General features: G+C 70.5%; 9 protein-coding genes. 8 read left to right on the top strand and 1 reads right to left on the bottom strand.

Features of this window, described 5'->3' with window-relative positions; translation table 11 throughout:
• The first annotated feature begins 49 nt into the window (after positions 1–49).
• The 7 genes from E6R60_RS27335 (at position 50) to E6R60_RS27300 (ending at position 10,427) form a co-directional block, all read left to right on the top strand.
• Positions 50–1,012: a 2-hydroxyacid dehydrogenase gene (locus tag E6R60_RS27335; RefSeq protein WP_136329344.1), complete on the top strand. Its 963-nt coding sequence runs from the start codon at positions 50–52 to the stop codon at positions 1,010–1,012.
• Between the two features lie 185 nt (positions 1,013–1,197).
• On the top strand, positions 1,198–4,134 hold the full coding sequence (locus E6R60_RS27330; protein ID WP_136329343.1) for an EAL domain-containing protein: 2,937 nt from the start codon (positions 1,198–1,200) through the stop codon (positions 4,132–4,134).
• Between the two features lie 217 nt (positions 4,135–4,351).
• Positions 4,352–6,208 (top strand): acetolactate synthase large subunit, encoded by a 1,857-nt coding sequence (locus tag E6R60_RS27320; protein ID WP_206309527.1) that lies wholly within the window; start codon positions 4,352–4,354, stop codon positions 6,206–6,208.
• A 23-nt stretch (positions 6,209–6,231) separates the two neighbouring features.
• Positions 6,232–6,759 carry an acetolactate synthase small subunit gene (ilvN, locus tag E6R60_RS27315; protein ID WP_136329340.1) on the top strand — a complete coding sequence of 176 codons (528 nt, stop codon included), beginning with the start codon at positions 6,232–6,234 and terminating at the stop codon, positions 6,757–6,759.
• Between the two features lie 106 nt (positions 6,760–6,865).
• Positions 6,866–7,867, top strand: a complete 1,002-nt coding sequence (ilvC, locus tag E6R60_RS27310) for a ketol-acid reductoisomerase (RefSeq protein WP_136329339.1) — start codon at positions 6,866–6,868, stop codon at positions 7,865–7,867.
• Between the two features lie 277 nt (positions 7,868–8,144).
• Positions 8,145–9,737, top strand: a complete 1,593-nt coding sequence (serA, locus tag E6R60_RS27305; protein ID WP_136329338.1) for a phosphoglycerate dehydrogenase — start codon at positions 8,145–8,147, stop codon at positions 9,735–9,737.
• 78 nt (positions 9,738–9,815) lie between these two features.
• Positions 9,816–10,427: a TetR/AcrR family transcriptional regulator gene (locus tag E6R60_RS27300; protein ID WP_136329337.1), complete on the top strand. Its 612-nt coding sequence runs from the start codon at positions 9,816–9,818 to the stop codon at positions 10,425–10,427.
• A 56-nt stretch (positions 10,428–10,483) separates the two neighbouring features.
• Here E6R60_RS27300 and E6R60_RS27295 read toward each other — a convergent pair whose 3' ends face one another.
• On the bottom strand, positions 10,484–11,626 hold the full coding sequence (locus E6R60_RS27295; RefSeq protein ID WP_136329336.1) for a helix-turn-helix domain-containing protein: 1,143 nt from the start codon (positions 11,624–11,626) through the stop codon (positions 10,484–10,486).
• Positions 11,627–11,815: 189 nt separating this feature from the next.
• On the opposite strand from E6R60_RS27295, the gene E6R60_RS27290 reads away from it, so the two are divergent.
• Positions 11,816–12,742, top strand: coding sequence for a proline dehydrogenase family protein (locus E6R60_RS27290; protein ID WP_136329335.1), 927 nt, complete (start codon positions 11,816–11,818; stop codon positions 12,740–12,742).
• The last annotated feature ends 24 nt before the right edge of the window (positions 12,743–12,766 follow it).

The raw sequence follows: 12,766 nt of genomic DNA, 5'->3' as shown, positions 1-12,766 counted from the left end.
CCCAAAACTAACCTCTGCGCCCCACCGGGCTTCGCATAGCCTCCTGACCATGACTTACACCACGCATTCCGCCGATGCCCCCGACGTGTGGCTGCCCTTCGAAGCCGATGAGATCGAGGGGCTCCCCGACGGGTTCAACTACCGCTTCTGGGACGGCGGGCAGGACTTCCCCGCCGACCCTGCGCACTGCGCCTTCTACGTCGTCCCCTACATGAAGGGGCCGGCGGTCGCGGTCCGTCCGCTCGGCGGCATGAGGGGGGTCCGGGTCGTCCAGACGCTCTCCGCGGGCATCGACCATGTCGAGCCGGGCCTGGGCCTGTTGCCCGCCGGCGTACGGCTGTGCAACGCCAAGGGGGTCCACGAGGCGTCCACCGCCGAACTCACCCTCGCGCTGATCCTCGCCTCGCTCCGCGGGTTCCCCGGGTTCGTGCACGGCCAGGACGCCGAGGAGTGGCGGTCCGGCTTCTACCCGGCCCTCGCCGACAAGTCCGTGCTGATCGTCGGCTACGGGTCGATCGGCTCCGCCATCGAGGACCGGCTCGCGCCCTTCGAGTGCGCGCGGGTGGCGCGCGTCGCGCGCTCCGCACGGACCACCGCACGCGGCCCCGTACACACGCTCGACGACCTGCCCGCACTGCTGCCCGAGGCCGACATCGTCGTTCTGTCCACCCCGCTGAACCCGTCCACGCAAGGGCTGGTCGGGGCGGAGTTCCTCGCCGCGATGAGGGACGGGGCGCTGCTGGTGAACGTGGCCCGCGGCGGCGTCGTCGAGACCAAGGCCCTGCTGTCCGAACTCGAGTCCGGGCGGCTGCACGCGGCGCTCGATGTCACGGACCCCGAACCGCTCCCCGCCGGCCATCCCCTCTGGCATGCTCCCCACGTCCTCATCACCCCGCACGTCGGCGGCAGCACGTCGGCGTTCCTGCCTCGGGCCAAGCGTCTGCTCGCCGGACAGCTCACCCGCTTCGCGGCGGGGGATCCGGTGCACAACGTCGTGCGGACCACCGGCTGAACACGGTACGGGCACGTCACGTACCACTCCGTGGCGACAACTCGGCAGGTTGTCACGGAGAGTAGAGGAACTATGTCCCTCTGTGACGAGTCTGGTGTATCGTCCCGAAAGGGGGGCTGCGCCGTGGCAGGGGCGGCGCGGGGAGGAAGCCACACGCGAGGGGGGCGACGGGCGATGTACGGCCGATGGGCGAACGATCCGACACGGCGGGGCGGCCGGCGGCTGCCGACGGTGCGTCAGGCGCGACGGCGCCGCAGCCGCCGGGCGGCATCGGGGGCACCCCGGTGAGCGCGCCCGCGAGCGCCCGAGGAGCATTCCCGGCCCGCCGGCCGGCCGTGGGCCGGGCGCCCGCGGTGGTGCCGCGGCTTCTCCTCGGCCTCGTCTGCGGGGGATACGCGGTCGGTGCGACCGTCGGCTGGGGATCGGACCGACTCGCCCTGTTCATGGGGGACTTCGGCCTCAGCGCGGCCGCCCTGGTCGCCGCCGTCTCCTGCTTCCTGTTCGCGCGCTCCGCGGACAGCAGCGCCCGGCCGGCCTGGCTGCTGTTCTCGCTCTCCTCCCTGATGGCCGCGGCGGGCAACGCGGTATGGGGCTGGTACGAGTGCGTGCGCGAGGTCCAGGTGCCCAGCCCGTCCCTGGCCGATCTCTTCTTCCTCTGCTTCGCGCCGCCCGCCATCGTCGGGCTGCTCGTCCTCGCCAAGCGCCCCGTCACCCGGGCCGGCTGGCTCTGCCTGGTTCTCGACTCCTGGCTGATCGGCGGATCGCTCCTCACGCTCTCCTGGAGCCTCGCCCTCGCCCACACCGCGCACGTGGCGGACGTCGAGGGGGCCAGCGTCGCCCGAGCGGCGCTCTCGCTCGCCTACCCGCTGCTCGACATCGTCCTCGTCTCCATGGTGCTCGCGCTGCACTTCCGGCGCTCCAGCGTCAACCGGGCCGCGGTGAACACCGCGATCGCCGCCCTCGCCCTCACCGTCCTGTGCGACGCGCTGTTCACCTCGCCGCTGCTGCGCCAGAGCTACCGCTCGGGCCAGCTGCTCGACGCCGGCTGGTTCGCCGGCTCGCTGCTCCTCGCCTACGCCCCCTGGGGCGTCACCCGTGACGAGGACGACACCGACCGGCAGAGGCCCGCGGCCCGCACCACCAGCCGCCCCATCTCCGGCTCGCTGGCCGCGCTGACGCCGTATCTCGCCGCCGCGGTCTGCACCCTGGGCATCCTGTACAACGTCATCGAGGGCCGCCGGGTGGACCGCGTCGTGGTCTTCACCGGGTGCGCGGTGGTGCTCGCGCTGGTGGTGCGGCAGGGCATCATGCTCGTCGACAACATCGCCCTCACCCAGGAACTGGCGCAGAAGGAGAACCACTTCCGCTCCCTGGTCCAGGGCTCCAGCGACGTCATCATGATCGCCGCCCCGACCGGCATACTCCGCTACGTCAGCCCCGCCGCCGCCGGCGTCTACGGGCGTGACGCGGAGGACCTCGTCGGCGCCGAGCTCTCCTCGATCATCCATCCCGATGATCTCGGCCGGGTGGTCCACGAAGTGCGGAGATTCCTGGCCGCCCCGCCCGCCGAGGAACCCACCACGCGCATCGAGTGCCGCTTCCGCTCCGGCACCGGTGAATGGCTGAACGTCGAGTCCACCGTCAACCGCCACCAGGGCGGCCTGATCCTGAACAGCCGGGACGTGACCGAACGGGTCCGCCTGCAGGCCCAGTTGCAGCACAACGCGGAGCACGACCCGCTCACCGACCTGCCCAACCGCGCGCTCTTCACCGACCGGGTCCGCCGGGCCCTCGGCGGCCGCCGGGCGGGCGACGCGGGCACCGCCGTGCTCTTCATCGACCTGGACGGCTTCAAGGCGGCCAACGACCGGCTCGGCCACCAGGCGGGCGACGAACTCCTCATCCAGGCGGCCCGCCGCCTCCAGGAGTCCGTCCGGGCGGGGGACACCGCCGCGCGCCTCGGCGGGGACGAGTTCGCCGCCCTCATCGTCGGCGACGGCGGACGCGACCACGCGGCCCGTGAGTACCAGGTCCACGAGATCGCCGACCGGCTGCGCCTCACGCTCTCCCAGCCCTACCGCATCGGCGCCGGCGAGGTCAGGGTCACCGCCTCGATCGGCGTCGCCTTCGCCGAGCCCGGCACCACCCTGAACGACCTCATGCGCAACGCCGACCTGGCCATGTACCGCGCCAAGGCGGGCGGCAAGGACCGCGTCGAGCTGTACGCCCCGCAGATGCAGGCCGAGGTGGTGCGCCGTTCCGAGCTGGCGGCCCGGCTGCGCACCGCCCTGCGGGACGGCGAGTTCTCGCTGCTGCATCAGCCCGTCGTCCACCTCGCGACCGGCACCGTCGCCGCCGTCGCCGCGCAGGCCCGCTGGCGCTCCGCCCAGGGCATCCTCTTCACGCCCGCCGAGTTCCTCAGTGTCGCCGAGGACAGCGACCGCACCGCGGAGCTGGGCCGCTGGCTCCTCGAAGAGGCCGTCGAACAGGCCGCGGACCGCGCGAGGGCCGGCCACCAGGTCTCCGTCGCCGTCCGGCTCTCGGCCCGCAGGCTGCTCGACAAGGGGGCGCCGTTCGGCTCCGTCGAAGCGCTGCTGACGCGCTACGGGCTGCCCTCCGGTGCCCTGATGATCGAGGTCACCGACAGCGACCCCCGGGTCTCCTTCGACGAGCTGGAGCAGCGCCTGGTGGCCCTGCGGCGCCTCGGTGTACGGATCGCGCTGGACGGCTTCGGCAGTGGCTACGCCGCGATCAACGCCCTGCGCCGGCTCCCCGTCGACGTGCTGAAACTGGACCGCGGCCTGGTGGAGGGCGTCGTCGAGTCCGCCCGGCTGCACAAGATCACCAGCGGACTGCTGCGGATCGCCTGCGACCTCGGCATGCAGTCCGTGGCCGACGGCGTCGACGTCCCGGAACAGGTCCTCGCACTGCGCGCCATGGGCTGCACGCACGGCCAGGGCATGGCCTTCTCCGGGCCGCTGGACGAGTACCGGCTGCGCCGCGCCCTGGTCCGCGGCGAGTTCCCCGTGCCCGGCAGTCCGGCCGCCCAGCCGGTCCTGGCGGGCGGCTCCGTCCCCCTCCTCGCCGGTTCACATGCTGAGACGCCCGTCCCACCCACTTGACACGTCGAGTGCGTCGGAGAGAGGGTCAATGCCATGCGCACCCGAATTCTCGTACTTGGAAAGCGCGTCGGCTGAAGCAGAGTTCCTCGAAGGCACTCCGCAGACCGCACCGACGCGCTCCCCTCGCTTGCCTCCCGGCACGAGGGGTTTTTTGTTGCACCGGCACCAGTCAAACCAGCGCAAAACACTTGCGTAAACCCTCAGCTTCGAGAAGAGAATGCCGATGACCGAGCAGGCCACCGGGGCCCACCATCCCCAGCCGCGGGCCCGTAACGGCGGATCGTCGTCCGCCACCGTTGAGCACGTCACGGGTGCGCAGTCCCTCATCCGCTCCCTCGAGGAGGTGGGGGCCGACACGGTATTCGGCATTCCCGGCGGCGCCATCCTTCCGGCGTACGACCCGATGATGGACTCGAAGCGGGTCCGCCACGTCCTGGTCCGCCACGAGCAGGGCGCCGGGCACGCGGCCACCGGCTACGCGCAGGCCACCGGCAAGGTCGGCGTCTGCATGGCCACCAGTGGTCCGGGCGCCACCAACCTGGTCACCCCGATCGCCGACGCGTACCTGGACTCGGTGCCGATCGTCGCGATCACCGGCCAGGTGGCCTCCGCGGCCATCGGCACGGACGCCTTCCAGGAAGCCGACATCTGCGGCATCACGATGCCGGTCACCAAGCACAACTTCCTGGTCACCAAGGCCGAGGACATCCCGCACACGATCGCCGAGGCGTTCCACATCGCCGCCTCCGGCCGTCCGGGCCCCGTCCTGGTCGACATCGCCAAGGACGCCCTCCAGGCGAAGACCACCTTCAGCTGGCCGCCGGTCATGGACCTGCCCGGCTACCGCCCGGTCACCAAGCCGCACGCCAAGCAGATCCGCGAGGCCGCCAAGCTCATCACCCAGGCCAAGCGCCCGGTGCTGTACGTGGGCGGCGGCGTCATGAAGGCCGGGGCCACCGCCGAACTCAAGGTGCTGGCCGAGCTCACCGGAGCGCCCGTCACCACCACGCTGATGGCACTCGGCTCCTTCCCCGACAGCCACCCGCTGCACGTGGGAATGCCCGGTATGCACGGTGCGGTCACGGCCGTCACCGCGCTGCAGAAGGCCGACCTGATCGTCGCCCTCGGCGCCCGCTTCGACGACCGGGTCACCGGCAAGCTGGACAGCTTCGCCCCGTACGCCAAGATCGTCCACGCCGACATCGACCCGGCGGAGATCGGCAAGAACCGGGCCGCCGACGTCCCGATCGTGGGGGACGCCCGCGAGGTCATCGCCGACCTCGTCCAGGCGGTCCAGGCGGAGCACACCGAGGGCAACACCGGCGACTACACCGCCTGGTGGAAGGACCTCAACCGGTGGCGCGACACCTACCCGGTCGGCTACGACCTGCCGGAGGACGGCAGCCTCTCGCCGCAGCAGGTCATCCAGCGCGTCGGTGAACTGGCTCCGCCGGACACGATCTTCGCCGCGGGCGTCGGCCAGCACCAGATGTGGGCCTCGCACTTCATCAAGTACGAGCAGCCCGCCACCTGGCTGAACTCCGGCGGCGCGGGGACCATGGGCTACGCGGTCCCGGCCGCGATGGGCGCCAAGGCCGGCATGCCGGACCGCACGGTCTGGGCGATCGACGGCGACGGCTGCTTCCAGATGACCAATCAGGAACTCACCACCTGCGCGCTCAACAACATCCCGATCAAGGTCGCCATCATCAACAACGGCGCCCTCGGGATGGTCCGCCAGTGGCAGACCCTCTTCTACAACCAGCGCTACTCCAACACCGTGCTGCACTCCGGCGCCGACACGGACGGCAACGCGGCCAAGGGCACCCGGGTGCCGGACTTCGTCAAGCTGTCCGAGGCCATGGGCTGCCACGCGATCCGCTGCGAGGACCCGGCCGACCTGGACAAGGTCATCGCCGAGGCCAACGCGATCAACGACCGCCCCGTCGTCATCGACTTCATCGTCCACGAGGACGCCATGGTGTGGCCGATGGTCGCCGCCGGCACCTCCAACGACGAGGTCATGGCAGCCCGCGGCGTCCGCCCCGACTTCGGCGACAACGAAGACGACTGAGAGACAGAGAGAGACCGACTTCCATGTCCACCAAGCACACGCTCTCCGTCCTGGTCGAGAACAAGCCCGGTGTCCTCGCCCGGATCACCGCGCTGTTCTCCCGCCGCGGCTTCAACATCGACTCGCTCGCGGTCGGTACCACCGAACACCCCGACATCTCCCGCATCACCATCGTCGTGAATGTCGAGGACCTGCCCCTGGAGCAGGTGACCAAGCAGCTCAACAAGCTGGTCAACGTTCTGAAGATCGTCGAACTCGAGCCGTCCGCTGCGATCCAGCGTGAGCTCGTCCTGGTGAAGGTCCGCGCCGACAGCGAGACCCGCTCCCAGATCGTCGAGATCGTCCAGCTGTTCCGCGCCAAGACCGTGGACGTCTCCCCGGAGGCCGTCACGATCGAGGCGACCGGCGGCGCCGACAAGCTGGAGGCGATGCTCAAGATGCTGGAGCAGTACGGCATCAAGGAGCTCGTCCAGTCCGGCACCATCGCCATAGGACGTGGCGCACGCTCGATCACCGACCGGTCATTGCGCGCCCTCGACCGCACGGCGTAACCCTTCCGGGTCCGCCACGCCGCTCGCATCGCGAGACCCGAAAACGTAACTGACGCACCCCGCCGTACGGTGGGACGCAACACCTGCACACCAAGGAGAAGACCCAGTGGCCGAGATGTTCTACGACGACGATGCCGACCTGTCCATCATCCAGGGCCGCAAGGTCGCGGTTCTCGGCTACGGCAGCCAGGGCCACGCCCACGCGCTGTCGCTGCGCGACTCGGGTGTCGACGTCCGTGTCGGTCTGCACGAGGGCTCCAAGTCCAAGGCCAAGGCCGAGGAGCAGGGCCTGCGCGTGGTGACCCCGTCCGAGGCCGCGGCCGAGGCCGACGTCATCATGATCCTGGTTCCGGACCCGATCCAGGCCAAGGTCTACGAGGAGTCCGTCAAGGACAACCTCAAGGACGGCGACGCCCTGTTCTTCGGCCACGGCCTGAACATCCGCTTCGGCTTCATCAAGCCGCCGGCCGGCGTCGACGTCTGCATGGTCGCCCCCAAGGGCCCGGGCCACCTGGTCCGCCGCCAGTACGAGGAGGGCCGCGGCGTTCCGTGCATCGTGGCCGTCGAGCAGGACGCCTCGGGCAAGGGCCTGGAGCTCGCCCTCTCGTACGCCAAGGGCATCGGCGGCACCCGGGCCGGCGTCATCAAGACGACCTTCACCGAGGAGACCGAGACCGACCTGTTCGGTGAGCAGGCCGTCCTCTGCGGTGGCACCGCCGCCCTGGTCAAGGCCGGTTTCGAGACGCTGACCGAGGCCGGCTACCAGCCGGAGATCGCGTACTTCGAGTGCCTCCACGAGCTGAAGCTCATCGTCGACCTCATGTACGAGGGCGGCCTGGAGAAGATGCGCTGGTCGATCTCCGAGACCGCCGAGTGGGGCGACTACGTCACCGGCCCGCGGATCATCACGGCCGACACCAAGGCCGAGATGAAGAAGGTCCTCACCGAGATCCAGGACGGCACCTTCGCCAACGCCTGGATGGCCGAGTACCACAACGGTCTGCCCAAGTACAACGAGTACAAGAAGGCCGACAGCGACCACCTGCTGGAGACCACCGGCCGCGAGCTGCGCAAGCTCATGAGCTGGGTCAACGACGAGGACGCGTAACACCGGGCCCGAGGCGGCGGATCCCCCGGATCCGCCGCCTCGGGCTTCCGCCCCGCCCCACCCGCTGGAAGAGGCGGCGTCGTACGTGTGTACAAGTCGTCCAGCCTCTTGTGGGTGATCCTTCCAACGGGGCGCAGTATGCGGCCTCGCGCATGACTACACTTCTGCACACATACACGCGTCAGGCCCACAGTGTCGTGCGTCTTCCACGCGGCAAGCCCCTCCACCGCCTGCGGCCGTCGGGACGGCCGTCCGCACTGGATCTGTGAGGACTCACGTGAGCTCGAAACCTGTCGTACTCATCGCTGAAGAGCTGTCGCCCGCCACGGTGGACGCCCTGGGCCCGGACTTCGAGATCCGGCACTGCAACGGCGCGGACCGCGCCGAGCTCCTCCCCGCGATCGCCGATGTCGACGCCATCCTGGTGCGCTCCGCCACCAAGGTCGACGCCGAGGCCATCGCCGCCGCGAAGAAGCTCCGCGTCGTCGCCCGCGCGGGCGTCGGTCTGGACAACGTCGACGTCTCCTCGGCCACCAAGGCCGGCGTGATGGTCGTGAACGCGCCGACCTCCAACATCGTCACCGCGGCCGAGCTCGCCTGCGGTCTGCTCGTGGCCACCGCGCGCAACATCCCCCAGGCCAACACCGCCCTCAAGAACGGCGAGTGGAAGCGCTCCAAGTACACCGGCGTCGAGCTGAGCGAGAAGACCCTCGGCGTCGTCGGCCTCGGCCGCATCGGCGTCCTGGTCGCCCAGCGCATGTCGGCCTTCGGTATGAAGATCGTCGCGTACGACCCCTACGTCCAGCCGGCGCGCGCCGCGCAGATGGGCGTCAAGCTCCTCTCGCTGGACGAGCTGCTGGAGGTCTCCGACTTCATCACCGTGCACCTCCCCAAGACCCCGGAGACGCTCGGCCTGATCGGCGACGACGCGCTGCACAAGGTGAAGCCCTCCGTGCGCATCGTCAACGCCGCGCGCGGCGGCATCGTCGACGAGGAGGCGCTGGCCTCCGCCCTCAAGGAGGGCCGCGTCGCCGGCGCGGGTCTCGACGTGTACACCAAGGAGCCCTGCACGGACTCCCCGCTGTTCCAGTTCGACCAGGTCGTCTGCACCCCGCACCTCGGCGCCTCCACCGACGAGGCCCAGGAGAAGGCGGGCATCGCGGTCGCCAAGTCCGTCCGTCTCGCGCTCGCCGGTGAGCTCGTGCCGGACGCGGTCAACGTCCAGGGCGGCGTCATCGCCGAGGACGTCCGTCCCGGCCTCCCGCTCGCCGAGAAGCTCGGCCGGATCTTCACCGCGCTCGCGGGCGAGGTCGCCGCCCGGCTCGACGTCGAGGTGTACGGCGAGATCACCCAGCACGACGTGAAGGTGCTCGAACTCTCCGCGCTCAAGGGCGTCTTCGAGGACGTGGTCGACGAGACCGTGTCCTACGTGAACGCCCCGCTGTTCGCGCAGGAGCGCGGTGTCGAGGTCCGCCTCACCACCAGCTCCGAGTCGCCCGACCACCGCAACGTGGTCACCGTCCGCGGCACGCTGGCCGACGGACAGGAGGTCGCGGTCTCCGGCACGCTGGCCGGTCCCAAGCACCTCCAGAAGATCGTCGCGATCGGCGAGCACGACGTGGATCTGGCGCTCGCCGACCACATGGTCGTCCTCCGCTACCAGGACCGTCCCGGCGTCGTGGGCGCGGTCGGCAAGATCCTCGGCGAGGCCGGGCTGAACATCGCGGGCATGCAGGTCTCCCGGGCCGACGTGGGCGGAGAGGCGCTGGTCGTCCTCACCGTCGACGACGACGTCCCGGCGTCGGTGCTGGCCGAGATCTCGGCCGAGATCGGCGCGGCCTCGGCCCGTTCGGTGAACCTGACCGACTGAGTCCGTTCGGCAGACTCCGTACCCGGCATCTAGACGTACGTCTTACACGTGCGTTTGGAGGCCGGGTACGCTGCTGTCATGGGACATCGTGAGGATCTGCTCGAAGGCGCGAAGCGCTGCCTGCTGGAGAAGGGGTACGCCCGGACGACGGCCCGCGACATCGTCGCCGCGTCCGGTACGAACCTGGCGTCCATCGGCTATCACTACGGCTCCAAGGAGGCGCTGCTCAACCTCGCCTTCATCAAGGTGACGGAGGAGTGGGGCGACCTGCTGACCGATGAGTCCGGGCAGGCCGGCGAGGGCGAGGACGGCTCCCGGGCCCCGCTCGACCAGTTCCGCGCCACCTGGGAGCGGGTGATCGGCAGCTACGACCAGACCCGGTCGGTCTGGCAGCTCCAGATGGAGGTCATCTCCAGGATCGACACCGACCCCGAACTCCAGAAGGCGCTGGCCGGACCGCAGCGCGAGGGCCGCAACGGGCTCGCGGAGAACATGCTGGGCATCGACTCGGCGACCGAACCCGAGAAGGCGCGGGTGGCCGGACTGTTCTGCCAGGCACTGCTCGCCGGGGTCATGGTCCAGTGGATGATGGACCGCGACTCGGCGCCGTCGGCGCAGGACCTGACGGACGGGCTGAAGGCCGTTCTCGCGGGCCGGGAGCGCGCCACGGACCAGGACGATTCCCTCTAAGGGCTGTCCCCCCAGGAATTGCGGGACAGCCCGTAGGTCCTTTTCCAGCCCTTGGCTCAGAGCCTGGACGCCTTCAACGCCATGTGCAGCAGCAGCCGGTCCTCGCCGTCGTTCAGGTCCAGGCCGGTGAGCTGCTGGACCCGGGAGAGGCGGTAGTACAGCGTCTGACGGTGGACGCCCAGCTCGGCGGCCGTCCGGGACGCCTGTCCCGCGCAGTCGAGGAACACCTCGGCGGTGCGGGCGAGGTCCCGGTGCGGCGGGGTGAGCAGCGGTCGGACCGCGTGGTCCGGCGGGCCGTCCGTGGTCAGTGCCGTCAACAGGCGGTAGGGGCCGATGGCCGACCACTCGGCGACCGGGCCGAACCGGGTCTCCGCCGCTGCCGCCCGGGCCGCCGCCGACGCCTCCTGCCACGCTTCGGCCAGCTCCGCCAGGCCGCGGCGGGGGACCGCGACCCCCGCGGTGGCCGCGGCCCCCGCCGTGGCCCGCAGGCGGTCCGCGGCCGCGAGTGCCGGGTCCAGGACGTCGTGCGACCGGAGCCGGACCAGTGCGGCCAGCGCAGGGGCCCTGGTGCCGCCCGGGGCCGGGAGGCCGGACAGGGCCGCCGCCGACGGCACCGTGCGCGCCGAGGGCGGGTCGTCCGGCCACGGGGTCACGCACACCACCGTGTGCAGCCCCTCCGCGTCCGGCCCGAGCGCCTCGGACAGCGCCGCCACCGCCATGTCCCGCTGCCAGCCGCGCCCCGCCGTCAGGACGGCCCCGAACTCCCGGGAGAGATCGGTGCCCGCCCGCGCCTCGTCGGAGAGCAGCTCCCCGATCCGGCCCGCCACGTCCATCGCCGCGTCGAGCTGTTCGCCGGTCGGCCCCGGATCGGCGTCCAGCAGCCACACGTAACCGAGCACGACGCCCCGATGGCGTACGGGCAGACAGATCCGGCCCCGGTAGACACCGGCCTCCGGGGCGGCCGGGATGCGGACGGGGCCGGTGGCGCGGGTGATGCCGAAGTTCTCGAACCAGGCGCGGACCGCCGGGGTCGACCGGCGGGTCAGGATCGAACGGGTGCGGACCGGGTCCATCGCCGAGTCGTCGTCGCTGTCGTGGGCCCCGAAGGCGACCAGACCGAAGTCGCGGTTCTCCAGCGTCGCGGGGACGCCGAGCAGCGCGGAGATCTCGTCGACCAGCTCCTGGTAATCGCCCTTCACCCCGTCATTCTCGCACCCCTTCAGACATATGTCTGAGATCCAGGGCACGGATGCGTGACAGCTGTCGATGGCACAGGATCGGAGGGATCCTTAGATTTCACGGTGGTTCTCCGTGCTGGACCGCTTCTGTGCCCTATCGGGTACTTGCGGCGGTTCGGCCTTCGTTCGTACTTTCCGTGGAGGTGCCCCGTGCTGGGTCCCGTGATTCTCGCCGCGTCACGCAGCGACAAGATGCGCCGTTTCATCTCGGCAGCCCCGGGCACGAAGCAGGTCGTCGACCGGTTCATCGCCGGTGAGACGGTCGAGCAGGTCGTCCCGGTCATCGAGGACGCCACCGGCAAGGGCCTCGAAGTCACCCTCGACGTGGTCGGCGAGGACATCACCACCCCCGAGCAGGCCGCCGCGGCGCGCGACGCCTACCTGGAGCTCATCGGCCGTCTCAAGGAGCTCGGCCTGGGCACGAAGGCGGAGATGTCCGTCAAGCTCTCCATGTTCGGCCAGGCGCTGGAGAACGGTCACGAGCTGGCCCTCGCCAACGTCCGCCCGGTCGTCGAGGCCGCCGCCGCGATCGGCACCACGGTCACGCTGGACGCCGAGGACCACACCACCCTCGACTCGATGTTCGCCATCCACGAGGAACTGCGGAAGGACCACCCGCAGACCGGATGCGTCATCCAGGCCTACCTCTTCCGCACCGAGGCCGACGCCCGCCGCCTGGCCGACGCAGGCAGCCGCGTGCGCATCGTGAAGGGCGCCTACAAGGAGCCCGCCTCCGTCGCGTACCAGGACAAGGCCGAGACCGACAAGGCGTACGTCCGCATCCTGAAGACCCTGATGGAGGGCGAGGGCTACCCGATGATCGGGTCCCACGACCCGCGCCTCATCGCCATCGGCCAGGAACTGGCCCGCAAGGCCGGCCGCAAGCTCGACGAGTACGAGTTCCAGATGCTCTACGGCATCCGCAGCGACGAGCACGTCCGCCTCGCGGCCGAGGGCCACCGGATGCGTGTCTACACCGCGTACGGCACCGACTGGTACGGCTACTTCATGCGCCGCCTCGCGGAGAAGCCGGCCAACCTGCTGTTCTTCGGCCGCTCCATCCTCACCAAGGGCTGAGCCCCCCACCTTTATCTCTGAAGG

The sequence above is a fragment of the Streptomyces sp. A0642 genome, from assembly GCF_004795105.1.
Classification (GTDB): domain Bacteria; phylum Actinomycetota; class Actinomycetes; order Streptomycetales; family Streptomycetaceae; genus Streptomyces.
This window is presented reverse-complemented; position numbering and strand designations above follow the sequence as displayed.